The organism is Kribbella sindirgiensis (assembly GCF_004331435.1).
Classification (GTDB): domain Bacteria; phylum Actinomycetota; class Actinomycetes; order Propionibacteriales; family Kribbellaceae; genus Kribbella; species Kribbella sindirgiensis.
The window spans coordinates 82,834-104,517 of record NZ_SJKA01000001.1 but is presented as its reverse complement, the minus strand read 5'-3'; the positions used below and the strand labels follow the sequence as shown (position 1 = coordinate 104,517).

The window sequence follows — 21,684 nt, the reverse complement described above, 5'->3', positions numbered from 1 at the left end:
GGTCTGTCCATGCATTTGGTCCGCTATCTGTCCCCGGTCGACGGCCGCCCGATCCCCGGTGTGCGCACCGGGGACCCAGAGTCCGGCACGGTGGCTCCGCTGCCCGGGGTGAACAGTTTCGCCGAACTGCTCCGGCTCACCCGCGAGGAGCTGCAGGCGGAGGTCGACAAGGCCGGTGAGGCGCTGCCCGTCGCTGGGCTGTCGTTCCTCCCGCCGATCGACGGCCGCGGCGAGGTGTGGTGCGCGGGTGTGACGTACGAGCGCTCGCGCGGCGCCCGGATGGAGGAGAGCAGCGAGCAGTCGGTCTACGACAAGGTCTACACGGCCGACCGGCCCGAGCTGTTCCAGAAGGCGCCGGCCTGGCGGGTCGTCGTCGACGGCGAGCCGGTCGGGATCCGGTCCGACTCCGGTCACGACGTCCCCGAGCCGGAGCTGGCGGTCGTCGCCAACAGCCACGGTGAGATCGTCGGATTCACCGTCTGCAACGACATGAGCTCGCGGTCGATCGAAGGCGTCAACCCGCTGTACGTGCCGCAGGCGAAGCTGTTCGCGGGCGGATGCGCGCTGGCGGCCGGGATCCGGCCGGTGTGGGAGGTCGCGGACCCGAAGAAGCTGGGGATCGACCTGGTGATCCGCCGCGGCGGCGACGAGGTGTTCAGCGGTACGACGTCCACCGAGAAGCTGGTGCGCGAGCTGCAGGACCTGATCGACGCACTGTTCCTGCCGAACGACTTCCCCGACGGCGTGATCCTCGCGACCGGCACCGGCATCGTCCCCGAACTGGACTTCGCGCTGGCCGCGGGCGACATCATCACCATCACCATCGACGAGGTCGGCACCCTCACGAATACCGTGGCCGTAGGCCGGGAACCGTTCGAGTTCCTCGCCACCAACAACCTGGAGGGACTCCGATGACCCCGGACACCACGCCCGCTCAGCTCGAGCACGCGCTTGCTGCGGCTGCTGGGGCCGCGCCGGCCTTTGGATCCTCCGAGCCCGCGGTTCGGGCGGGCTGGATCCGCGCGGTCGCGGACGCGCTGGACGCGGCCTCCGATGAACTGGTGCCGATCGCGATGCGCGAGAGCTCGCTGCCGCAAGCCCGGCTGACCGGTGAGGTCGCCCGGAGCACCGGCCAGCTGCGGATGTTCGCGGACGCGCTCGAAGAAGGCTCCCTGCTGGAAGTCACCATCGACACCTTGGATCCGCAGGCGAAGCCGGTCCCGCGCCCCGACCTCCGCCGCGTCCTGGTCCCGCTCGGCCCGGTCCTGGTGTTTGCCGCCAGCAACTTCCCGTTCGCGTTCAGCGTCTGCGGCGGCGATACCGCGTCCGCACTCGCGGCCGGTTGCCCGGTGATCGTCAAGGCCCACCCGGGTCACCCGGAGCTCTCCGTCCGCACCGCCGAGGTGATGATCGAGGCACTGAAGGCCGCCGGTGCGCCGGACGGGACCTTCGGCCTGATCTCGGGCTTCGATGTCGGCGTCACAGCACTCAAGGACCCACGGATCACCGCCGCCGGCTTCACCGGTTCGGTCCCGGCCGGCAAGGCACTGCACGAGATCGCCGTCACGCGCCCGGAGCCGATCCCGTTCTACGGCGAGCTCGGCAGCCTGAACCCGGTCTTCGTCACGCAGGCAGCGATCGATGCCCGCGGCAAGGACATCGCCACCGGGTACGCCGGTTCGTTCACCCTCGGCGTCGGGCAGTTCTGCACCAAGCCCGGCCTGCTCTTCCTCCCGGCCGGCCACGGCCTGCAGGATCAACTGTCCGAGGCAGTCGGTGCCGTCGCCGAGGCGCCGATGCTGAACGACCGCATCAAGGACGGCTTCAGCTCCGGCCTCGACCGGCTGGAGAAGGTCGACGGCGTAAGGGTCTGGGCCTCCGGCGGCGCGACCCTGCTGCAGACCACGGTGCCCGAACTGCTCGCCCGCCGCGACGAGATCCTCGAGGAGTGCTTCGGCCCGGTCTCGGTCGTCGTCGAGTACGCCTCGCCCGACGAGCTGCGTGCGGCCGTCGAGGCGTTCGACGGCAACCTGACCGCGACGCTGCACGCGGAGGACGCGGACGCCGAGCTCGCGCGCGACCTGCTCCCGCTGCTGACCGCCCGTGCAGGGCGCGTGCTGTGGAACGGCTGGCCGACCGGGGTCGCGGTGTCGTGGGCCCAGCACCACGGCGGGCCGTTCCCGTCGACGGTCGGCTCGATCCACACCAGCGTCGGGGTGACGGCGGCGCGCCGGTTCCAGCGTCCGGTCGTGTACCAGGACGCCCCCGATGCGGTGCTGCCCGACGTACTGAAGGACTCGAACCCGGCCGGGATCACCCGCCGGGTCAACGGAACCGTGACCACAGGTGAGGTGTCGCGATGACTGATGTACCTCCGACCAACGACCCTGCCGAGGGCGACGTCCTGGCCGGTGAGGCGGCGCCGGCGTCGACCGGACGGCGGAGTTACGACCACTGGTTCGGTGAGCACGGCCGCAACGGGTTCATCCACCGGTCGTGGATGAAGTCGCAGGGGTTCTCCGAGGAGGCGTTCGACGGGCGCCCGGTGATCGGGATCTGCAACACCTGGTCCGAGCTCACCCCGTGCAACGCGCACCTGCGCCGGCTCGCCGACTCGGTGAAGCGCGGGGTCTGGCAGGCCGGCGGGTTCCCGCTGGAGTTCCCGGTGATGTCGCTCGGCGAGACGCTGCTGCGGCCGACCGCGATGCTGTTCCGGAACCTGCTCAGCATGGACGTCGAGGAGTCGCTGCGCGGCAATCCGCTGGACGGCGTCGTCCTGCTGACCGGCTGCGACAAGACCACGCCCGGCTCCATCATGGGCGCCGCCAGCGTCGACCTGCCGACCGTCGTCGTCACCGGCGGTCCGATGTTGAACGGTAAATTCCGCGGCTGCGACATCGGCTCCGGTACGGCGGTCTGGCGGTTCACGCAGGACCTCAACGCGGGCCGGATGTCGGCCGAGGACTTCGCGGCGGCCGAGGCCGGCCAGTCGCGCAGCAACGGCCACTGCATGACGATGGGGACGGCGTCCACGATGGCCTGTATGGCCGAGGCGCTCGGCCTGCAGCTGACCGGGTCCGCCGCGATCCCGGCGGTCGACTCCCGCCGGTACGTGATCGCGCAGAAGTCCGGGCAGCGGATCGTCGAGATGGTGCGCGAGGACCTGAAGATCAGTGACGTGCTGACCCGGGACGCGTTCGCGAACGCGGTCCGGGCGAACGCGGCGATCGGCGGCTCGACGAACTTCGTCATCCACCTGCTCGCGATCGCCGGCCGGGTCGGCGTCGACGTGACGCTGGACGACATCGACGAGTGGGCGCGCGGTGTCCCGTGGCTGGTCGACCTGCAGCCGTCGGGCAAGTACCTGATGGAGGACTTCTACTACGCCGGCGGCCTGCCCGCGGTCCTGAAGGAGATCCTGCCGCTGCTCAAGACCGACGCGATCACGGTCACCGGCAAGACGATCGGCGAGAACGTCGCGAACGCGGAGCGGATCGAGGCGACGTACCCCGGTGGCGCTCCCGGCAGCGAGACGTACGCCGTGATTCGCCCGGTCGGCGATCCGCTCGGCAGCGGCGCGGGAACCGCCGTACTGAAGGGGAATCTCGCGCCGGACGGTGCGGTCATCAAGCAGTCGGCGGCATCGGAACGGCTGCTGCGGCACCGGGGCAAGGCGCTGGTGTTCAGCAGCATCGAGGAGTACGACAAGGCGGTCGAGGACCCGGATCTCGACGTCGACGAGGACACCGTGCTGGTGCTGCAGAACGCCGGCCCGCGCGGGTACCCGGGGATGCCCGAGGTCGGCAACATGACGATCCCGCGCAAGCTCGCCGAGATCGGCGTCGACGACATGGTGCGGATCTCGGACGCGCGGATGAGCGGTACGGCGTACGGCACCGTCGTCCTGCATGTCACGCCGGAGGCTGCTGTCGGTGGGCCGTTGGCGCTGGTGCGGACCGGTGACTGGATCGAGCTCGACGTACCGGCGCGGCGGCTGCACCTCGACGTACCGGACGAGGAACTGGAGAAGCGCCGCGCCGACTGGCAGCCGCCGACACCGCCGACGGACCGAGGCTGGGCCCGCCTGTACGTCGACCATGTGACCCAGGCAAACCAAGGCTGCGACCTCGACTTCCTGGTAGGCCGCACCGGCTCCGCCGTGGCCCGCCAGAGCCACTGATGAGCTGGGGACCGTTCGAGCAGATCCGCGGGCTGCGGCCCGCGGGGACGCTTCCGCAGGTGACGCCGGTCCGGCGGATTCTCACGGATCTGCCGGTGTCGGCGGATCCGTACGCCGACGCGCGGGCGGCGCTCGAACCGCTGCGGTCCCGGATCCTGCCCGGTGCGCGGATCGCGGTGACCGCGGGGAGCCGGGGGATTCACGATCTGGTGCCGGTGGTGAAGGCCGCCGTGGACTGGCTCCGCGACGCCGGGGCCGCGCCGTTCGTGATCCCGGCGATGGGATCGCACGGCGGCGCCACCGCCGACGGTCAGCGGGAGATGCTGGAAGGTCTCGGAATCACGCCGGAAACCGTTGGCTGCCCCATCGAGGCGACGATGGAAACCGTTGTCGTGGGTGCGCTGGACGACGGCACCGAGGTGCACCACGACGCGATCGCCGCCAAGGCCGACGGCGTCCTGCTGGTGAACCGGATCAAACCGCACACCGACTTCCGCGGCCCGATCGAGAGCGGGATCGCGAAGATCCTCGCAATCGGACTCGGCAACCACCTCGGCGCGGCCTCCCTGCACGCCGGCGGCATCCCGTCGCTCGGCGCCAACATCGAGGCCGCCGCCCGCATGGTGGTTGCCCAGGGCAAAATCCTGGGCGGCCTCGCGATCCTGGAGAACGCCCACGAGCAGACCGCGTCGGTCGAGCTGCTCACCGCGGACGGGATCGGCGAAACCGCCGAGAACGCCTTGCTGCAAAGAGCTTCCAGCCTGCTCGGACGGCTGCCGTTCGACGAACTGGACGTCCTGGTCGTCGACGAGCTGGGCAAGGACAAGTCCGGCGCCGGCATGGACACCAACGTGATCGGCCGGTGCTGGGTGCACGGTATCCCGGAGTTCGAGTCGCCAACGATCGCCGCGATCAGCGTCCACTCGCTGTCGCCGGCCTCGCACGGCAACGCGTCCGGGCTCGGCCTGGCGGACGTGATTCCGGCGCGGCTGCTGGAACAGATCGACCTGCGCGCGAGCTACGTGAACGCGCTGACCTCCGGCGCCGGCGGTGCACGCCGTTCGCGGTTGCCGATGGTGATGGAGGACGACGAGGCCGCCGTACTGGCGGCCGTGACGATGTGCGGACGGCGGCACTGGTCCGAGCTCCGGCTGGCCCGGATCAAGGACACGCTGTCGCCGAACGAGTTGATGGTGACACCGGCCCTGCTGACCGAGGCGGCCGAACGATTCGACCTGGAGATCACCGGTACGGCGCGGGACCTGACGCCGGCCGGGCGACTCGGACCTTGGAGCGAGACATGAACCTTCGCGAAGCACGTGCCCTGCTGGCCGACCGCGGTTTCCGGCCGGGTGAGACGTCGACGAAAACGTTTTCCGACGGATCGCCGTACAAGGTCGAGATCCCTTCCTGTGAAGGGCCGCGGGTGATGACCGCGGTGCTGGAGGAGGCCAAGAACCGCGGCGTCACCATCGACCGGGTGTCGCAGGGCAGCGGTGTGATGATGCTGACCGACGGCGAGATCGAGGAGATGCTCTCGCTGGGCGCCGACGCGGGCGTGGAGGTCTGCCTGTTCCTCGGGCCGCGGGGCTCCTGGGACATCGGCGGCCAGGCGAAGGTGTCGGCCGCGGTCGGTGGTGTTGCGCGGGGCAACGATCAGGTGGCGGCGTCGTTGTGTGACGCGTACCGTGCGGTCGAGCTCGGCGTACGGAGCCTGCTGGTCGGCGACATCGGCGTACTCGAGATCCTGGGCCAGCTGAAGATCGAGGGGGAGCTGCCCGCGGACCTGGTGCTGAAGACCTCGGTGCTGATGCCGTTGCCGAACGCACCGACCGCCCGGCTGTACGAGCGGCTCGGCGCGACCAGCCTGAACGTGTCGACGGACCTGCCGGTGCCGGTGCTCGCGGAGATCAGGTCGGTGACGACGGTCCCGATCGACATGTACATCGAGGTCCCCGACGACCAGGGCGGCCACGTCCGCTTCTACGACGTACCGGAGATCGTCCGGACCGCGGCCCCGGTGTACCTCAAGATGGGTCTGCGGAACGCCCCGAACATCTACCCGGTCGGGGCGCATCTGACCGGTACGGCGGAAGCGCTCGGACGGGAACGGGTGCGCCGGGCGGAGTTGATCCTGCGGCTCCTCGCCGAACAAGACGAAGGATGACCGATCCGCTCGTAGCGCGGCTCCGGTCCGCCCTCGGAGACGACGCCGTCGTCGACGATCCCGACGTACTGGACAGCCATCGCAACGATCACGCGAAGTTCTGTACCGCCGGGGCGCCGCGGGCGCTCGTCCGTCCGTCGTCGACCGCGGAGGTCGTCGAGGTGGTTCGGGCTGCCGGTGAGCTCGGCGTGCCGATCGTGACGCAGGGCGCGCGCACCGGGCTTTCGGGTGCCGCGAACGCGATCGACGGGTGCCTGCTGCTGTCGACCGCGCGGATGACGCAGATCCTGGAGATCTCGGTCGAGGACCAGGTCGCCGTGGTGCAGCCGGGCGTGGTGAACGCTCAGTTGTCGCGCGCTGTGCTGGAGCAGGACCTGTTCTACCCGCCGGATCCGTCGTCGTGGGAGATGTCGACGGTCGGCGGGAACATCGCGACGAACGCGGGCGGGTTGTGCTGTGTGAAGTACGGCGTGACCTCGGACTTCGTGCGCGGACTCGAAGTGGTGCTGGCGTCCGGTGAGGTGGTGCGCACCGGACGGCGGTCGGCGAAGGGCGTCGCCGGGTACGACCTGACGCGGCTGATCGTCGGGTCCGAGGGCACGCTCGGAGTGGTGACCGAGGCGACGCTGGCGTTGCGCCCGGCGCCCGAGGCGGCGTTGACCGCGGCGGCGACGTTCCGGTCCATCGAGGACGGGATCGCGGCGGCCGCGGCCGTGATGGCCTCGGGCCTGCGTCCGTCGCTGCTCGAGTTCCTGGACCAGCCGACGCTGCGAGCGATCCAGGACCACCGGGACATGGGTCTCCCGGAAGATGTCGGCTCGATGCTGCTCGCGCAGTCCGACCGCGGGACGCGTGCCGCCGAGGACGTCGCGCGGATCGCCGAGATCTGCACGGCGCACGGCGCGATCGAGGTCGCCGAGGCGTCCGACGCCGAGGAGTCCCGGATGTTGCTCGAGGCGCGCCGGCTGGTGAACTCGGCGCTGGAGCCGCTGGGTACGACGCTGATCGACGACGTCGCCGTACCGCGGTCGCAGCTGATCACGCTGCTGCGCGGGATCGCGGAGATCGGCGCGAAGTACGACGTACTGATTTGTTGCCCTGGGCATGTAGGTGACGGGAACATGCACCCGACCGTGGTCTTCGACCCCGCCGACGCGGCGGCCGAGGCGCGGGCGCTGGAGGCGTTCGGCGCGGTGATGCAACTCGGTCTGCGGCTCGGCGGGACGATCACCGGGGAACACGGGATCGGGACGTTGAAGGCGCGCTGGCTGGAGACCGAGCTCGGGCCGGTCGGGCTCGAACTGCACCGGCGGATCAAGGCCGCGTTCGATCCCGGGAACCTGTTCAATCCTGGAAAGGTACTGCTGTGATCGATCCCTCCGCCGTCCGCCCGTCGCCGCGGCAGCTCGCGTGGCAGCGGCAGGAGCTGACCGCGTTCGTGCACTTCGGGCCGAACACGTTCACGGACCTGGAGTGGGGGACCGGCGTCGACGATCCGGCGGCGTTCGCTCCGTCGTCGCTGGACTGCTCGCAATGGGTTGCCGCGCTGGTGTCCGCGGGATTCAAGAGCGTGATCCTGACGGCCAAGCACCACGACGGCTTCTGCTTGTGGCCCAGCAAGTACCTTCCGCACACGGTTTCCGCCGGCTTCGGTCGCGACGTCGTGGGTGAGCTGTCCGCGGCTTGTGAGGCCGGCGGACTCGGGTTCGGGGTGTACCTGTCGCCGGCCGATCTCTATCAGGAGAAGGCGCCGGGCGGGTACTACGGAAACGGGAGTCCAGCGGTTTCCGCGCAGATCGGCGAGTTCACGTACGTGGTCGACGACTACAACCGGTTCTACATGCAGCAGTTGCACGAACTACTGACGTCGTACGGGCCGATCGCCGAGGTCTGGCTGGACGGGGCCAATCCGACTCACAGTGCGCAGACCTATTCTTATGACGATTGGTTCGACCTGATTCGGCGGCTGGCCCCCGACGCGACGATCGCGATCGGCGGGCCGGACGTGCGATGGGTCGGGAACGAGGACGGGTTCGCGCGGGAGACGGAGTGGAGCGTCGTACCGTTCCTCAACGGGCAGATGGTGGCTGAGCAGACCGCGGCGTCTGTGGCCGGCCCGGAGGAGTTGGCTCGCGCTGACGAGTTGCGGTGGTATCCCGCTGAAGTAGACGTGTCGATCCGGCCCGGGTGGTTCTACCACGCGGCCGAGGACACGGCGGTGAAGTCCGTGCCGGAACTGCTGGACATCTATCGCAAGTCGGTCGGGCGGAACGCCGTACTGCTGCTGAACATCCCGCCCGACCGGCGCGGGCTGTTCGCGGATCCGGACGTCGAGGCGCTGACCGCCTTCGGTGCGGCTGTGCGGCAGTACTACGACACGCCTGTCGCGCTGCCGGGTGAGGTCAACGTGGTCGATCTGCGCGAGGACATCACGGCCGGTCAGCAGGTCGAGTCGTTTGCTGTGGACGGTCTGGTCGACGGGTCCTGGCAGGAGATCGCCCGTGGAACAACGATCGGCCACCGCCGGCTCCTCCCGCTGGAGTCGCCTGTCACGGTGAACGACGTACGCCTCCGCATCCTCTCGGCGCGCGCTGATGCCGAAGTGAGTTTGTCCGTCCACTTCGATCCACTGTTGTAGTCCCCCTGCCCGGAGTCGAACCAGGAACCGAGCCTTCGGAGGGCCCGGCGAGAATCCGTCACCAGGGGGAATACGCGCAGCGCACCGACCAGACGCCGTACGCCCACACGACGACGTGTCCCGCTAACCCTCCCCAAACTGGTTTGGGGAGGGTTATGGGTACTAGGCCGGCCGTTGCGGGACACTGCCGGCCCTGGTGCTGACTACTCCTGGACCGAGACCACGCGGATCCAGTCGGAGCAGTCGGCTTCGCACCAGACGTGATCTCCACGGTGGGCGATTCGGTCGCGCTGCACATGCCCGCAGGCGAGCAGCACGCGGCGCATCGAGTGACCCTGCTGGACCGGAGCACCGGTCCTGCCGCCAGGCACTCGCTTCCTGTTCCTGAGGTCGGCCATGGCCGGTCCTCCTCTCTTGTCATATCTGTTGTCATAGCTGTGCAGTCCTGCGTGCAGAAGGCAGGATTCGAACCTGCTAGGCCCGAAGGCAACGGGTTTACAGCCCGCCCCGCCCCTCCAGCGGCGGCGCTCCTGCTCATCGCCTGGGGAGGTAGCGACCGACCTTCTCCGAGTAGCGCTCGTACTCGTCCCCGAAGCTCCGGGCCAGTCGCCGTTCCTCACGGACGACGTCCCGGTGCAGCCCCGCCCCGACGGCCGGCAACGTCGCCAGCACCCAGCCGGAGCCGGTCACCAGCCCGATCCCCACCTGCGCCATGAACCAGCCGACGTACATCGGATTCCGGCTCAGCGCATACGGCCCGCTGGTGACGAGCCGTTCGGGCCTCGCGAGGTCGTTGGTTGCGGCTGCCCGCACGGCGCCCGCGATGACGATGCCGCCGGCGGCGATCAGCGCCCATCCGCCGGGCCGTCGTCTGACACACCACGGATGGAGCTGCTCGAGCGCGAACCCGGCCGCGATCCCGGCCACACTGGCCTCGGGGATCGGGAGGTTCCTCAGCGCGGCGTTCGTGTGACTTCCTCGAGGAACGCGCCGGGTCGCTCGATGTGCGGGACATGCCCGGCGTCGTCGATCACCTTGAGCGGCCAGCCAAGCCTGCGGCCGGCCTCCTCGGCGAGGGCCAGCGGTACGAAGCGGTCCTGCGCACCCCAGATCAGCGTCGTGGGGACGTCGATCCGGTCATGCATCTGTTTGGTGCAGGTGGCGACCAGGTAACGCATCGTCCGCTTGACGTGCGGTACGCGGGCGCGGCTGCGCGTATAGGTGCTGAAGGCGTCCATCCAGTCCGGTGCGCGGCGTCGTACGGCGTCGAGATCGGCGAAAGCCCACCGTTCGAAGCGTTCCATGTTCGCCGCGGACGGGCGCAGCGCGAACCGGACAGCGATCCCCCGCAGCCCGATCGGCATCCGGTACGGTCCAATCCCGGGTACGCCGTACAGCACCAACCGCTGCAGGCGCGTGGGGTGAGTCGCCGCGAACCGCGCCGCCAACGTCCCGACGAGCGAGTGCGCGATCAAGGTCGGCGGCTGATCGCACAGCTCGAGCAGCGCCTTCAGCCAGTCGTCGAAGGTCGGCTGGTCCAGTCGAGCGACCGGATCGGACTCCCCGAGCCCCGGCATATCCGGTACGACGAGGTGGTGCTGCTCCGCGAGCCGCGGGATCACCGGCGCCCAGTAGGCCCCGCCACACTCGATACCGCCGTGCAGAAGAACAAGCGGCGGCCCGTCCCCGCCCTCGAGAACGACCGTCGCCACACCGCCGACCTGGCCCCGCCGTTCGTCGACCGGCAGACCTCGCAGCAGCCGCCCGCGCACCGTCATACCGCCAAGGTAGGCCTCGACGCCGCACTTCCGCTTCCGAAGAACTACCCACACCGCCCTCGGCGCACCTGCGAACAACCACGTACCAGCGAGCACCTCGAGGTTCCTGCCGTGTCCCCTGACCACGGCAGGAACCTCTTCAGCCCTTGACGCAGATGACCTGCTTGAGGTGGGCGACGACCTCGACCAGGTCGGACTGGGCGGCGATGACCGAGTCGATGTCCTTGTAGGCGGCGGGGATCTCGTCGATCACGCCGGCGTCCTTGCGGGACTCGACGCCGGTCGTCTGGGCGACCAGGTCGTCCACGGTGAACCGGCGCTTCGCCTCGTTGCGGCTCATCCGCCGGCCTGCCCCGTGCGAGGCCGAGTAGAACGAGCGCTCCGAGCCGAGCCCGCGAACGACGTACGAACCGGTGCCCATCGACCCCGGGATCAGCCCGAGGTCGCCACGCCCGGCCCGGATCGCCCCCTTGCGGGTGACGAGCAGGTTGAGCCCGTGGATGTGCTCCTCGGCCACGTAGTTGTGGTGGCACGAGATCGGCTGCTCGAACCGTACGTCGACCTCGAACGACCCGCGCACCGCCTCCATCACCAGCGCGAGCATGACGGCCCGGTTCCGGGCGGCGTACTCCTGGGCCCACGTGAGGTCGCGACGGTACGCGTCCATCTCCGGCGTACCGGACAGGAACACCGCCAGGTCACGGTCCGGGAGATCCGCGTTGTGCGGCAGGTCCCGGGCGATCCGCATGTGCCGCTCCGCGAGCTCCTTGCCGATGTTCCGGCTCCCGGAGTGCAGCATCAGCCACACACGGTCCTCGTCATCGAGGCACACTTCGATGAAATGGTTGCCCCCGCCCAGCGACCCCATCTGCTGCTTGGCCTTGCGCTCCCGGTCCTGCACACCGTCGTGCAGACTCGTGAACTCGCCCCACAGCTTGTCCCACGGACGCGGGTCCAGCCCGAGCCGCCGTACGCCGACCTGGTCCTCGTGAGCCCGGAAGCCGACCGGTACGGCGGCCTCGATGCGCGACCGGATCGCCGACAGGTCGTCCGGCAGATCCGAAGCCGTCAGCGAGGTCAGGACACCTTCCATCCCGCACCCGATGTCGACGCCCACGGCGGCCGGCGACACGGCCTGGTTCATCGCGATCACCGACCCGACGGTCGCGCCCTTACCGAGGTGCACGTCCGGCATCACCCGGACGCCGTGCACCCACGGCAGCGCCGCGATGTTCCGCAGCTGCTGCAGGGCCTTCGCGTCGACGTCGTACTCCTGAGCCCACATCAGGGTGGAGCTCTTCGCCCCACTCAGCTCAACTGGAAGCTCCACGTTCCCCTCCTCGATTCGTCTGCATGCAGCTGCCAGGGCAGGGCTCGAACCTGCGGGGCCTCGGGTCAGAACCGAGGGTGGGTCACCGGCGCCCACCTGGCATCGCGCTCGTCGGCGGCACCGGTGGGTGTCGCGTCAGAGCGCTATCTCGGCACGGGAAGGGACCCACGGCTGCCACCGCAGTGGCATGCCGGCCTCTTCCGGTGTGCGCGAGCCCTTCTTCTCGTTGCAGCGCGCGTGCGCGGCGACGGCGTTCAGCCACTCTCCCCGACCGCCGCGTGATCGTGGGATCACGTGGTCCATCGTGGTGGCGCCGAGCTGGCCGCAGTACGCGCACGTGTACTTGTCGCGCTTCAGTACGCCGGCCCGCGTGTACTGCAGCCGGCCGGAGGCGTAGCGCCACTTCATCACGACGTACCGGACAAGACGCAGGACGCGGGGGAGGGGGAACGGTCCGATGCTGGCGCCGTCATGTGCTTCCTCGACGACGGCGACCTCCCGGACGAGCATCCGGATGGCATGCGGGATCGACACGACGTGCAGCTGCTCGTACGAGGCATTCAGAACGATCACACCGCTCATGTGGTTCCTCCTCCCATCCAGTGTGCCCGACCCGCGGTCAGCAGGTCGGCGATCTCGGTGTCGGTCGGTCTCGGTTGATCCGTGCGGCCCCAGGGATTCGAACCCTGAACCTCCTGGTTCTAAGCCAGGCGCCTCTCCCAGTTGGGCCAGAGCCGCGGGGAGTACGGCGTACGCTGCGTGAGCGTGCCGTACTCGAGGGTGTCCGGCGGGGCTCGAACCCGCTTCCTCCGGGGCCACGTCCCGGCGCATCGCCCGCTTCTGCCTCGGACACAGCACGCCCGGCAGGATTCGAACCTGCACCCTCCTGCTTCGTAGGCAGGCGCTCTGTCCGGTTGAGCCACGGGCGTTCACCGGCCCTGCGCCGGATGTCTTGCGGATTTCCGGCGCAGGGCGCATGGGTGGGTCGGCAGCGGCAGTCCAGAGCCTCCCCTGGCTGCAGACGCCGACCTGGTTGTGGCGCTCGCTCGGCCGGTAGCTGAGCATCCTGCGGGCGCCTGGTCCAGTTGGAGGGACTCGAACCCCCGATCTCCTCAACCCAAATGAGGTGGCCTGGCCGCTGGCCTACAACTGGTCCTCTCCCGGCCCCACAAGGCGCCGGGAGAAATGCGATGAATGTCCAGTTGTCAATTGTTCGTGCCGATATCCGTGAATACCGGAAAGCACCGATGGAGGGAGTCGAACCCTCATGACGCGGGTTTGGAATCCGGTCCGCAACCATTGCGCATCGGCGATGGCCCGTGGTTCGGGCAAAAGAAAGAGCCGCCTGCTGCCGGTACCCGGCTCAGACGGCTCCTGGAGGTCTCTCCACGCGGAGATCACCCAGGTGGGCCGTCCGTGCACAGGCTGAGCTGGTGGTAGGCGGTGTCGTCGCCCACGGATCGCAGGCACGCCGACAAAGCCACGCGGCCCGGCCGCCAGGCTTCGTTCAGGATGTGCGTTCCGTACACGATCTTCTCCTCAAGGTCTTGGTCTCGCGGGAAATAGTCTCACCCAGCACCCACAACGAAGTCAACGCATTTCCGCAAAACAATTGTTCCCAAGCAATTCAGCCACCCCTCCGACGCCCACCACCCCACCCCGGTTCCGCTCCCTTCCCCAGTGACCCCGACCACACCCCGCCCCCGCGGTACCCCGCCGTACCCCTCCGCCCAGGATCCGATTCGGAATCCTCCCCCACCTCCCGCTACACTCTTGCCGCAGCAACCCGCCGCCTTAGCTCAGTCGGCAGAGCGTCTCACTCGTAATGAGAAGGTCGTCGGTTCGATTCCGACAGGCGGCTCCACTCCCGCACTCGGAGAACCCCAGGTCAGAGCAACATCGACCTGGGGTTCTGCATGTCTCGCCTGCTTCGTCGTGCCGCTCATGGTGCGGGTTTGCCAACGCGCGTGCTAACTGGGCACCAGCGCGGACGCCTCCGGCCCCTCGTCCTCGTCTGTCTTGTCGTATTCGTCCGGCTCGGCGTTAGCAGGCTTTCTGGGCGCTCGGTACGGGTCGGGTACGGGCAGTAGTGCGGCGGAGGTGGCGCGTACCGTCGCGGCGCAGGCTCGAGGACACTTCTGGAGGATTTGGTGAAGACGCGCATTCTGAGCGCCGTGGTGGGGATCGCGGCGGTGGTTGCCGGTTTGTTGGTCGCAGGTCCGGCGCAGGCCAGTGGCAGCTACACCGGCCGGGCTTACGTGGCCGGGTCAGGCGCGATGCAGACCGACTGGTACGACGAGGGTGTGGTGAGCGTCGCCGTCCATCGGTACTCGAACGCCACCTGCCTGTGGCAGGCGGTGCTCTGGGCCAACGGCTTCCTGGCGAAGAGCGAGATCGACGGCATTTTCGGCGACCGGACCGATACGGCGACGCGGGCGTTCCAACGGGCGAACGGTCTGTCTGCGGACGGTTCCGCGGGCCGCCAGAGTTGGACTGCGGCGGGCATCATCTCTCACACCTTCGACGCGTCCGGCTGGGTCAACGGGCTGTACTCCGGTCCCGAGCATGCCTTCTACGTTCGTCGTAGCAGCGCCGGAAACTACCAGTTCAACATTGGCAGCGGCTGGACGTGGGCGTCGTACAACACCCGGACCTGCAGCTAACCGCGCCAGAGGCCTGGCCATTGTTCGGTGCCCAGGGCGTTGTAGCGGTGCCCTTCAGGGGCGGGCCGTCCGTGACCAGGCCGTCGGTGCCGACCACCGCGTGTTCCACGTCGCGGTCGTCGTAGCTCAGCGCGCCGGATCCGACGTGCGTCCGGACGATACATGCGTGGTTGAATGCGCGGGTGGAGGCGTATCCGGTCGACCAGGGGCGGTGGGAGGACCTGCTCGAGCTGTTCGGGACGAGTGGTGGGACGCGGGGATGCTGGTGCATGGCCCGCCGGCTGCCTGCGTCGACCGTCGCCGCGAACGGAAGTGCCGAGAACCGCGCCGCGCTCGAGGGTTTCGTTCAGGCAGGCGTCCCGGTCGGGCTCATCGGGTACGTCGATGAGCGCCCGGCGGCCTGGTGTGCGGTCGCCCCGCGGACGGAGTACGCCGCGATCGTCCACTCGCGGGTGTTGCCGATCGACGAGCCGGAGGACGAGACGATCTGGGCGATCAACTGCCTGTTCGTGAAGAGCGGGTACCGGAGGCAGGGGCTGACGTCTCCGATGGTCGATGCGGCCGTCGATTACGCGCGCAGTTCGGGTGCGCGGATCGTCGAGGCGTACCCGGTGAAGGCGATGCCCGGCGACCCCGGCCGCGGCGTACTCAGCACCTTCCTCGCCGCCGGCTTCACGACGTACGCCGAGGACCGTACGTCGGCCAAACGCAACGTTGTCGTCCGCCGGACCTTTACTGATCCCAGCTCCACGTCTCTCCGTAGAGGGTGAACCCCCAGTCCCGCCCGCGGATGCCGTACGCGAGGTAGTCGACCGCGGGTACGGCGATCGGTGGGTACGGAAGCTTGCTCAGCAGCCGTACGGCGTCCTCGACCGGGACCCACCGCACCTCCATGACCGACCGGTCCGGATCGTCGACCGCGAACGCGGGATCGCGCACGTCCACGACGTAGTTCCACGACCGCGACGTCATGCGGCCGTCGGCCGTCGTGCGCGTCGTCCACACCAGCTCCAGGTCTCCCGCCGCGGCGACCAGGCCGGACTCCTCGCGCAGTTCCCGTACCGCGCCGTCCGCCGGGGTCTCACCGTCCTCCACGGCGCCGCTCGGCAGGTTCCAGTACGGCGCGTCCCAGGCCTCGTACTGCTCCCGGACCACCGCGACCATCCCGTCGTACCGTGCGATCACACCGGCGTATCGCTGCATGCGGGCGAGTATTGCAGGTTCCGGAAGGAGAGTGTCCGGAACCGGGCCTACCGTGCTGCCATGAGTGAAACTGCGTGGGTGTCGCCGTGGTGGGAGCCGCCGTTGGCGGGGAGTGACGTCGAGCATCTGGTCGGTGCGCTGGACCGGTTGCGTACGACGTTCCGGTACAAGGTCGACGAGCTGGACGCGGACGGGTTGAACACGCGGATCGGGGCGTCGTCGATCACGCTCGGCGGGTTGATGAAGCACCTGGCGGCGAACGAGGACTATCTGTTCGACGTGAAGTTCCAGGGGAGGCCGATGAGCGGGCCGTGGCTGGAGAACGGCTGGCGGGACGACAACGACTGGGAGTTCAACTCCGCCGTCGACAACACGCCGGCTGAGCTGTACGCGCTGTGGGACGGCGCGGTCGCCCGGTCGCGGGCGACGTTGACGGCGGCGATCGCCGACGGTGGGCTCGACCAGCCGGCCGACATCGCCTGGCCGGATGGGAGGCACGCGAGCCTCCGCCGCCTGGTCTGCGACCTGATCGAGGAGTACGGCCGCCACACGGGCCACGCGGACCTGATCCGCGAGGCCGTCGACGGCCGCGTCGGCGAGGACCCACCCCACGACTGGAAGCCGGTCGGCCCGAAGCGGACCGCCACCACTACATAACCTGCCTCGGCGACCCCGGTTCACGCTCAGCGCGTGCCGAGGAGGGCAGTTGTTGAGTGCTGGCGGTCCGCGAAACCTACTTGATCCGCTGCAGCGTCCCGTCCGCGGAAACCCCGATCACCGTTGTCACCCCGTCGACGGTCAGGTTCACGATCATCCGTGAGCCCTGCATCGACGTGGTGTACGAGACCGTCGCGTTGGTGCGGGTCGGCGCGATCACGGACAGGATGCTCGCGTTCTGCCCGGTCCGGTTGAACTTCACCACCGGCGACGGCAGGCGCTTGTCGATGGTCGTGTAGTGCCAGCCCTGGATCGGGTCCTGCTGCCCGGTCGTCACCTCGATCGGCGTCGTCTGCTGCTGGAACGGGATCTGCAGCAGCGTCGTCTTCACCGTGTCACCCGGCCGCGCGGCCGTCGCCCGGTCGTTGCCGCTGACAACTACCGTCTGGTCCGCGGGCAGATGCCACAGCGTCGAGTACTCCTGCTCGGCGGCCGACGAACCGCGATCCAGCACCACCATCAGGTCGGGATCCTTCAGCACCAGTACGTCCCGCGTCCGGTCGACGGCGCCGAGCTTGTCCTTCAACTCGTAGAACTCCGACGTGTCCTTGATCGACGACCGCACCAGCTTCGTGTCCGGGTGCTCGGCCGCGGCCGAGGCCACGGTCAGCTCGTTGTGCGCGAACTGGCTCTTCGCCCAGCTCCGCCAGTCGTCCACCTTGTACCCGGCGTGCCCGCCGTCGATCAGGATGTCCCGCCCGCGCGACGTGTACGTGATCGACGTGTGGTCCTCGTGGCCGTGCAGTTTCCGCGTCGGCCCGAACCGGATGCTGTACGTCGATTCCTGCGTGAACGGCCGCTTCTCGCCCCAGCCGGTCCGCCCGAAGATGTACCCGGCGTCGAAGATCCCGATCCGCTGCGTCGGCCGGATGCCGCGGGCGCCACGCGTCCCGGCGTACTCCAGAACGGTCCCGGGGACGGGCGCCGTGCGCACCACCTCGGAGTCGCCGAGCTGCGGCAGGTTCCCGAGCGAGTTGGTCGCCAGCGCGAGCCATTTCGCGAGTTCCCGCCGGCGGGCCGTGATCGTCGTACCGGGGTCGGCGCCGCACTTGCGCAGTACGTCGATCGCCCGTCCCCAGAGCACGTAGTTGAACTGCGCGTACGCCGTCGACTGCTCGTTCGTCGACCCCTGCGTGTCGATCGACGTCTTGATCGCGCTCGTCAGCCGGTCGGACGCGATCTTCTTCAGGTCGTCGCGCTGCAGCGTGCAGCCGATGCCGAACAACGCCAGGCTCTCGTCGGTCCCGTGGTTCCAGTCGCCGCTGTAGTTCTTCTGCAGGAACCACGCGTGCTCCAGCAGCGCCTTGTCCAGCCACGCGTACGTCAGCGGCAGCCGCGCCACCTTCAGCCCCGACAGCACCGCCTGCCGCAGGCAGATCAGCACGTTGGTGCGGTGCATGGTCGACTCGTACGCGCCGACGTCGGACTTCCACGAGTACGGGTTGTCCTTGACCCAGTCGTGGACGATCGCGCTGACCCGCTGCAGCGCAGCCTTGTCACCGCGCGCGGCGGCGTCGATTCCTTGCCCGAGCCAACGAAGCGAGTGCAGCCACATGTACCAGCTGGGGTTGTTGGCCGGGTTCATCCGCCAGTTGATGTTCCCCTTGCCGTCACCGACCTTGGTGGGCGGCGTCGTACCCCACTTGAATGTGTCCTTGTAGAGGTTGGCGACCGGGTTCGCGTGGTCGATTCCGCTGTACGCCGGGCATGTGTAGACGTTCTGCCGGACCGGCGCCGGTGGCGGTGTGGGCGGTTCGGGCGTGTGGCTCACGGTCGGGTCCGGAGCGGCCTCCGGCTCGGAGCCGCCCCACGGGATCATCAGCACGGCGCCCAGTACGGCGACGCTCACGAGCAACGCGATCGTGAGCCGGAGCGTCGTACTGGACGTGCGGAGATGTCTCGCCGGCATCGTTGGTCCTCCCCACATGCCCGAGGGCATGACTATTCTGGCCTAGACCTGAATTCGGGTGGGGCGATCCCCGGGACAGAGTCAAGTGGTGGTGTCGCTTCAGAAAACGCTGAGCGCGTCGCCGTAGGTTGCACCCGGCATCAGATCCGCCGGTCTGCTCCTGTCGTGTACGTCGCCATCGGTTCCCCCCGAGGTCAGATTGTTTCCTCTACCTCATAGATGTCGTGAGTGCTCCGAAAAGTTGCGCGGATCGGCGACTCCGGTTTCCGGTTGCCCGGAAGGGCAGCGTCAGCTGGTCCGGATCGCCCGCAGAATCAGGGCGTTCCGCGCGTTCTGACCGGTCGGCACGGTCGTGTGCCGGCCGTCACGCAGGTCGGTGTGCAGCCGCTCAGGCCGGGCCGCGAGGAACTCGGCCCAATGTACGATCCGCAGGTTCGGATGCCGCGACGCTGCCTGCGACAGTTGCAGGTTGATCCACTCGCTGTTGCGCTGATCCGCGACCTGGACCACGGTCGGCTCGTCCGTCCGGGACACCTGTACGTCGACCCAGACCACGGATCGCTGCGGGCCGGCGATCCGGAGCGCCCGCTCGACCTGTGCCGCGAACGCCGGCGGATCGAAGATGTCGTTGGACCCGACCGCCATCACGATCCGCCGCGGGAGGCCGTACTCGCGGTCCCAGACTGCCATCTCGTCGACCGCGGCGGACGTCGGCTGGCCGGCCCAGCTGTACTGCGCGAACGACGTACCCAGCTGTTGCCCGAGGAGCCGGCCGAGCGCCGCGCCGTCCTGTACGGCGATGCTGTCCCCGAACAGCACCACGCCGTCGGACGCGACCACGTGGCGGACCTCCGCGCTGCTCGAGATCACCCGGTTGTTCGCCTGCCAGGACCCGAGCGCGCCGGATCCGTAGTCCCCCGAGCTGACGACCGGCGCGGCGGCCTTCGCATGCGCGGACGGTGCTTCGAGATGCAGCAGCGCCAGGAGGAACGCGGTCAGGACCACGATGACGGCGGCCGAGGTCGACCAGCGCTTGATGAACATGCCTACCTCCTCAGCTCTGTTCACGCGCACACCGGCGTCGAGGTTGGCACGCGCCTAGCGATTTCGGATCGCGTCCGCGATCAGCTCGTTGCGGGCGGACCCGCCGGCCGGCTGGCTGGTGTGAACGCCGTCCCGTAGATACTGCGCCGGGCCGTTCGGCTGGGACGTGAGGAACCCGGCCCAGTCGATGATCCGCAGGTTCGGGTGCCGGATCTCCGCATCCTGCAGTTGCTGGTTGATCCACGCGCTGTTGGCGCGATCGGCAGCCCGTACGGAGGCCGGCAGCTTGGTGCGGTCGACGTACACGTTCACCCAGTACACCGTCCGGTCCGGACCGGCGATCCGCAGCGCGCGCTCGATCTGCGCCGCGAACGCGGGCGGGTCGAAGATGTCGTTCGTACCGGCCGCGATCACGATCCGCCGTGGCAGACCGTAGGTCCGCGACCACTCTTCGAGCGCGTCGACCGCCGCGGACGCCGGCTGCCCGGACCAGTCGTGGAAGGCGATCGCGTCGCCGGTGCGATCGGCCAGCAGCCGTTCGAGCGCGGCGCTGTCCTGGACGGCGATGCTGTCGCCGAACATGAAGACCCCGTCGAACGCGAGCACCTCGCGGATCTGGTCCTCGGGACTGATCCGGTGGATCAGGTTCTGCCACGGACCGAGGGTGCCCGATCCGTAGCGCCCCGGCCCGCCCGACGGGACGCTGTACGACCCGCTGACGGCGGTGTCGGCGCTCGTCGACCGCGGGTCCAGTACGACGAGGACGCCGCCGAGCAACGCCACCACGAGCAGTGTCACACCGATCGCGAGGACCGACCCCAGGAACGCCCGCCACGCGGACGGCTTCCTGTGGTGCCCATGCCCCGGCTTGTCCCGCACCTGTTGCAACATCTCGACGCCCCCCAGCCTCCGCATCCCTTTACTGACATGACGCGGTGACCCCCGAATTCGCTGCATGCTCCTACCCCCAACACCCCGGAGCGAACCCCCCGGTTCCCCACACCAGGATCCCCGAAGAGGCAATTCCTGGATAGGTTGACGGGACGTGGGGGGTCGATCACGACGGGTGGTGCGGACGAGCGGCGTACGAGCTGGTCTGCTCAGCCGGCGCGCTCCGCTTCGCTGCGTTCGACGCAGAACTCGTTGGCCTCGGGGTCCTTCATCGTGACCCAGCCGCGGCCGTCCGGGACCCGATGGTCCTCGTGGATCGTGCCGCCGAGCGACAGGATCCGGTCGACCTCCTGATCCCGCGTCCGCTCCGTCGGGCTCCAGTCGAGGTGCACCCGGTTCTTCACGGACTTTCCTTCCGGGACCGCGATGAACAGGAGCCCGGGAAGCGGCGCCGGCGCCTGCACCAGGACCTCGTCGTCTCCCGGCACGTCCCCGTCGGCCACTGGCCAGCCGGTCACGGTACTCCAGAACTGCGCGAGCTTGTAGGGGTTTCCGGCATCGATCGTGATGTGTCGCAGCAACATGCCGAGACCTTAACTGGATGGCGAGTTTCCAGGGGTCGCGGACTGTCGGCGGCCGGGTCTACTGTGCGGAGCATGGGCGCCGGGCCAGAGGGTCCGGCCGTTTGGGGGAAGGAAGGTTCGATGGCATCTCGGCTCAATCCGTACATCCAGTTCGACGGCGACGCGCGTGCCGCGATGGAGTTCTACCAGGGGGTCTTCGGCGGCGAGCTGTCCTCGAACACCTTCAAGGAGTTCGGCACCGGTCACGGGCCGGACGACGACGACAAGCTGATGCACAGCCAGCTGGAGACCCCGAGCGGGTTCACGCTGATGGCCGCCGACACACCGCAGGGCATGCCGTACAACCCGGGCGAGAACATCGCGATCAGCCTCAGTGGCGAAGGCGACGAGCTGCGCGGGTACTACGAGAAGCTGTCCGCCAACGGCGGCAAGGTGACGGTCCCGCTGGAGAAGCAGATCTGGGGCGACGAGTTCGGCATGGTCACCGACAGGTTCGGCATCAACTGGATGGTCAACATCGCCGCGAGCTGACGACGACGTACGCCGTGCTCGGGGACGAAAACCGGTACCCCGGGCCCGG

General features: G+C 68.8%; 21 protein-coding genes and 6 tRNA genes. 12 read left to right on the top strand and 15 right to left on the bottom strand.

The annotated features are described in order from the left end of the window. Nucleotides 1-9 precede the first annotated feature (9 nt). Genes E0H50_RS00530 through E0H50_RS00500 form a run of 7 tightly spaced genes read left to right on the top strand, consistent with a single transcriptional unit; the run spans nucleotide 10 to nucleotide 8,985 of the window. Nucleotides 10-915: a fumarylacetoacetate hydrolase family protein gene (locus E0H50_RS00530; protein WP_131283592.1), complete on the top strand. Its 906-nt coding sequence runs from the start codon at nucleotides 10-12 to the stop codon at nucleotides 913-915. Then, nucleotides 912-2,363 carry an aldehyde dehydrogenase (NADP(+)) gene (locus tag E0H50_RS00525; RefSeq protein ID WP_131283590.1) on the top strand — a complete coding sequence of 484 codons (1,452 nt, stop codon included), beginning with the start codon at nucleotides 912-914 and terminating at the stop codon, nucleotides 2,361-2,363. The genes E0H50_RS00530 and E0H50_RS00525 overlap by 4 nt, the downstream gene beginning before the upstream one ends. Continuing rightward, complete coding sequence (locus E0H50_RS00520; RefSeq protein WP_131283588.1) at nucleotides 2,360-4,180, top strand: IlvD/Edd family dehydratase; 1,821 nt, start codon at nucleotides 2,360-2,362, stop codon at nucleotides 4,178-4,180. The genes E0H50_RS00525 and E0H50_RS00520 overlap by 4 nt, the downstream gene beginning before the upstream one ends. Continuing rightward, nucleotides 4,180-5,484: a nickel pincer cofactor-dependent isomerase, group 22 gene (locus E0H50_RS00515; RefSeq protein WP_131283586.1), complete on the top strand. Its 1,305-nt coding sequence runs from the start codon at nucleotides 4,180-4,182 to the stop codon at nucleotides 5,482-5,484. The genes E0H50_RS00520 and E0H50_RS00515 overlap by 1 nt, the downstream gene beginning before the upstream one ends. After that, nucleotides 5,481-6,347, top strand: a complete 867-nt coding sequence (locus E0H50_RS00510; protein ID WP_131283584.1) for a U32 family peptidase — start codon at nucleotides 5,481-5,483, stop codon at nucleotides 6,345-6,347. Before E0H50_RS00515 ends, E0H50_RS00510 begins: the two co-directional genes overlap by 4 nt. Next, nucleotides 6,344-7,717, top strand: a complete 1,374-nt coding sequence (locus E0H50_RS00505; protein WP_131283582.1) for an FAD-binding oxidoreductase — start codon at nucleotides 6,344-6,346, stop codon at nucleotides 7,715-7,717. Before E0H50_RS00510 ends, E0H50_RS00505 begins: the two co-directional genes overlap by 4 nt. Further along, nucleotides 7,714-8,985: an alpha-L-fucosidase gene (locus tag E0H50_RS00500; RefSeq protein WP_165546964.1), complete on the top strand. Its 1,272-nt coding sequence runs from the start codon at nucleotides 7,714-7,716 to the stop codon at nucleotides 8,983-8,985. Before E0H50_RS00505 ends, E0H50_RS00500 begins: the two co-directional genes overlap by 4 nt. 450 nt (nucleotides 8,986-9,435) lie before the next feature. Here the strand turns inward: E0H50_RS00500 and E0H50_RS00490 are convergent. The 10 genes from E0H50_RS00490 to E0H50_RS44160 form a co-directional block, all read right to left on the bottom strand. Then, nucleotides 9,436-9,519, bottom strand: a tRNA-Tyr gene (locus tag E0H50_RS00490). Further along, nucleotides 9,520-9,912, bottom strand: a complete 393-nt coding sequence (locus E0H50_RS00485; RefSeq protein WP_202867956.1) for a methyltransferase family protein — start codon at nucleotides 9,910-9,912, stop codon at nucleotides 9,520-9,522. Nucleotides 9,913-9,938: 26 nt separating this feature from the next. Further along, nucleotides 9,939-10,763 carry an alpha/beta fold hydrolase gene (locus E0H50_RS00480; protein ID WP_131283574.1) on the bottom strand — a complete coding sequence of 275 codons (825 nt, stop codon included), beginning with the start codon at nucleotides 10,761-10,763 and terminating at the stop codon, nucleotides 9,939-9,941. 139 nt (nucleotides 10,764-10,902) lie between these two features. Further along, nucleotides 10,903-12,093: an RtcB family protein gene (locus E0H50_RS00475; RefSeq protein ID WP_238150691.1), complete on the bottom strand. Its 1,191-nt coding sequence runs from the start codon at nucleotides 12,091-12,093 to the stop codon at nucleotides 10,903-10,905. 29 nt (nucleotides 12,094-12,122) lie between these two features. Beyond that, nucleotides 12,123-12,195 (bottom strand) — tRNA-Gln (locus tag E0H50_RS42720). Nucleotides 12,196-12,228: 33 nt separating this feature from the next. After that, nucleotides 12,229-12,675: an HNH endonuclease gene (locus E0H50_RS00470; RefSeq protein WP_131283572.1), complete on the bottom strand. Its 447-nt coding sequence runs from the start codon at nucleotides 12,673-12,675 to the stop codon at nucleotides 12,229-12,231. An 82-nt stretch (nucleotides 12,676-12,757) separates the two neighbouring features. Then, nucleotides 12,758-12,831 (bottom strand) — tRNA-Leu (locus tag E0H50_RS00465). Between the two features lie 117 nt (nucleotides 12,832-12,948). Further along, a tRNA-Arg gene (locus E0H50_RS00460) sits at nucleotides 12,949-13,022 on the bottom strand. Nucleotides 13,023-13,170: 148 nt separating this feature from the next. After that, a tRNA-Pro gene (locus E0H50_RS00455) sits at nucleotides 13,171-13,246 on the bottom strand. Nucleotides 13,247-13,490: 244 nt separating this feature from the next. Continuing rightward, complete coding sequence (locus tag E0H50_RS44160) at nucleotides 13,491-13,622, bottom strand: hypothetical protein (RefSeq protein WP_272948480.1); 132 nt, start codon at nucleotides 13,620-13,622, stop codon at nucleotides 13,491-13,493. Nucleotides 13,623-13,881: 259 nt separating this feature from the next. Here E0H50_RS44160 and E0H50_RS00450 point away from each other — a divergent pair. The 3 genes from E0H50_RS00450 to E0H50_RS00435 all read left to right on the top strand — a co-directional run bounded on the left by E0H50_RS00450 (nucleotide 13,882) and on the right by E0H50_RS00435 (nucleotide 15,526). Further along, nucleotides 13,882-13,957, top strand: a tRNA-Thr gene (locus E0H50_RS00450). A 286-nt stretch (nucleotides 13,958-14,243) separates the two neighbouring features. Beyond that, nucleotides 14,244-14,756, top strand: coding sequence for a peptidoglycan-binding domain-containing protein (locus E0H50_RS00445; RefSeq protein ID WP_131283570.1), 513 nt, complete (start codon nucleotides 14,244-14,246; stop codon nucleotides 14,754-14,756). Nucleotides 14,757-14,938: 182 nt separating this feature from the next. Next, nucleotides 14,939-15,526: a GNAT family N-acetyltransferase gene (locus tag E0H50_RS00435; RefSeq protein WP_165546963.1), complete on the top strand. Its 588-nt coding sequence runs from the start codon at nucleotides 14,939-14,941 to the stop codon at nucleotides 15,524-15,526. On the opposite strand, the gene E0H50_RS00430 is transcribed toward E0H50_RS00435, so the two are convergent. After that, nucleotides 15,489-15,959, bottom strand: a complete 471-nt coding sequence (locus tag E0H50_RS00430; RefSeq protein WP_165546962.1) for an NUDIX hydrolase — start codon at nucleotides 15,957-15,959, stop codon at nucleotides 15,489-15,491. The genes E0H50_RS00435 and E0H50_RS00430 overlap by 38 nt on opposite strands. 60 nt (nucleotides 15,960-16,019) lie before the next feature. Between E0H50_RS00430 and E0H50_RS00425 the strand changes: the two genes are divergently transcribed. After that, a complete protein-coding gene (locus E0H50_RS00425; RefSeq protein WP_131283562.1) occupies nucleotides 16,020-16,616 on the top strand; it encodes a mycothiol transferase in 597 nt (198 codons plus the stop codon). Nucleotides 16,617-16,692: 76 nt separating this feature from the next. On the opposite strand, the gene E0H50_RS00420 is transcribed toward E0H50_RS00425, so the two are convergent. The 4 genes from E0H50_RS00420 to E0H50_RS00405 form a co-directional block, all read right to left on the bottom strand. Then, entirely contained in the window at nucleotides 16,693-18,585 is a 1,893-nt protein-coding gene (locus E0H50_RS00420) for a heparinase II/III domain-containing protein (RefSeq protein ID WP_238150690.1), read from the bottom strand. A gap of 288 nt (nucleotides 18,586-18,873) precedes the next feature. Further along, a complete protein-coding gene (locus tag E0H50_RS00415) occupies nucleotides 18,874-19,629 on the bottom strand; it encodes an SGNH/GDSL hydrolase family protein (protein ID WP_238150689.1) in 756 nt (251 codons plus the stop codon). Nucleotides 19,630-19,683: 54 nt separating this feature from the next. Next, nucleotides 19,684-20,544, bottom strand: coding sequence for an SGNH/GDSL hydrolase family protein (locus E0H50_RS00410; RefSeq protein WP_202867955.1), 861 nt, complete (start codon nucleotides 20,542-20,544; stop codon nucleotides 19,684-19,686). Between the two features lie 185 nt (nucleotides 20,545-20,729). Continuing rightward, the gene (locus E0H50_RS00405; RefSeq protein ID WP_131283558.1) at nucleotides 20,730-21,104 is read right to left on the bottom strand and encodes a VOC family protein; all 375 of its coding nucleotides are present in this window, start codon (nucleotides 21,102-21,104) and stop codon (nucleotides 20,730-20,732) included. A gap of 120 nt (nucleotides 21,105-21,224) precedes the next feature. Here E0H50_RS00405 and E0H50_RS00400 point away from each other — a divergent pair, with 120 nt between their 5' ends. Next, nucleotides 21,225-21,635, top strand: coding sequence for a VOC family protein (locus tag E0H50_RS00400; protein ID WP_131283556.1), 411 nt, complete (start codon nucleotides 21,225-21,227; stop codon nucleotides 21,633-21,635). The last annotated feature ends 49 nt before the right edge of the window (nucleotides 21,636-21,684 follow it).

What these genes read in the sequence shown, in the direction of transcription:
- E0H50_RS00530 (WP_131283592.1), top strand. Translation starts at nt 10, where the DNA reads ATGCATTTGGTCCGCTATCTGTCCCCGGTCGACGGCCGCCCGATCCCC.
- E0H50_RS00525 (WP_131283590.1), top strand. Translation starts at nt 912, where the DNA reads ATGACCCCGGACACCACGCCCGCTCAGCTCGAGCACGCGCTTGCTGCG.
- E0H50_RS00520 (WP_131283588.1), top strand. Translation starts at nt 2,360, where the DNA reads ATGACTGATGTACCTCCGACCAACGACCCTGCCGAGGGCGACGTCCTG.
- E0H50_RS00515 (WP_131283586.1), top strand. Translation starts at nt 4,180, where the DNA reads ATGAGCTGGGGACCGTTCGAGCAGATCCGCGGGCTGCGGCCCGCGGGG.
- E0H50_RS00510 (WP_131283584.1), top strand. Translation starts at nt 5,481, where the DNA reads ATGAACCTTCGCGAAGCACGTGCCCTGCTGGCCGACCGCGGTTTCCGG.
- E0H50_RS00505 (WP_131283582.1), top strand. Translation starts at nt 6,344, where the DNA reads ATGACCGATCCGCTCGTAGCGCGGCTCCGGTCCGCCCTCGGAGACGAC.
- E0H50_RS00480 (WP_131283574.1), bottom strand. Translation starts at nt 10,763, where the DNA reads ATGACGGTGCGCGGGCGGCTGCTGCGAGGTCTGCCGGTCGACGAACGG.
- E0H50_RS00470 (WP_131283572.1), bottom strand. Translation starts at nt 12,675, where the DNA reads ATGAGCGGTGTGATCGTTCTGAATGCCTCGTACGAGCAGCTGCACGTC.
- E0H50_RS00430 (WP_165546962.1), bottom strand. Translation starts at nt 15,959, where the DNA reads ATGCAGCGATACGCCGGTGTGATCGCACGGTACGACGGGATGGTCGCG.
- E0H50_RS00425 (WP_131283562.1), top strand. Translation starts at nt 16,020, where the DNA reads ATGAGTGAAACTGCGTGGGTGTCGCCGTGGTGGGAGCCGCCGTTGGCG.
- E0H50_RS00420 (WP_238150690.1), bottom strand. Translation starts at nt 18,585, where the DNA reads ATGCCGGCGAGACATCTCCGCACGTCCAGTACGACGCTCCGGCTCACG.
- E0H50_RS00415 (WP_238150689.1), bottom strand. Translation starts at nt 19,629, where the DNA reads ATGTTCATCAAGCGCTGGTCGACCTCGGCCGCCGTCATCGTGGTCCTG.
- E0H50_RS00410 (WP_202867955.1), bottom strand. Translation starts at nt 20,544, where the DNA reads ATGCGGAGGCTGGGGGGCGTCGAGATGTTGCAACAGGTGCGGGACAAG.
- E0H50_RS00405 (WP_131283558.1), bottom strand. Translation starts at nt 21,104, where the DNA reads ATGTTGCTGCGACACATCACGATCGATGCCGGAAACCCCTACAAGCTC.
- E0H50_RS00400 (WP_131283556.1), top strand. Translation starts at nt 21,225, where the DNA reads ATGGCATCTCGGCTCAATCCGTACATCCAGTTCGACGGCGACGCGCGT.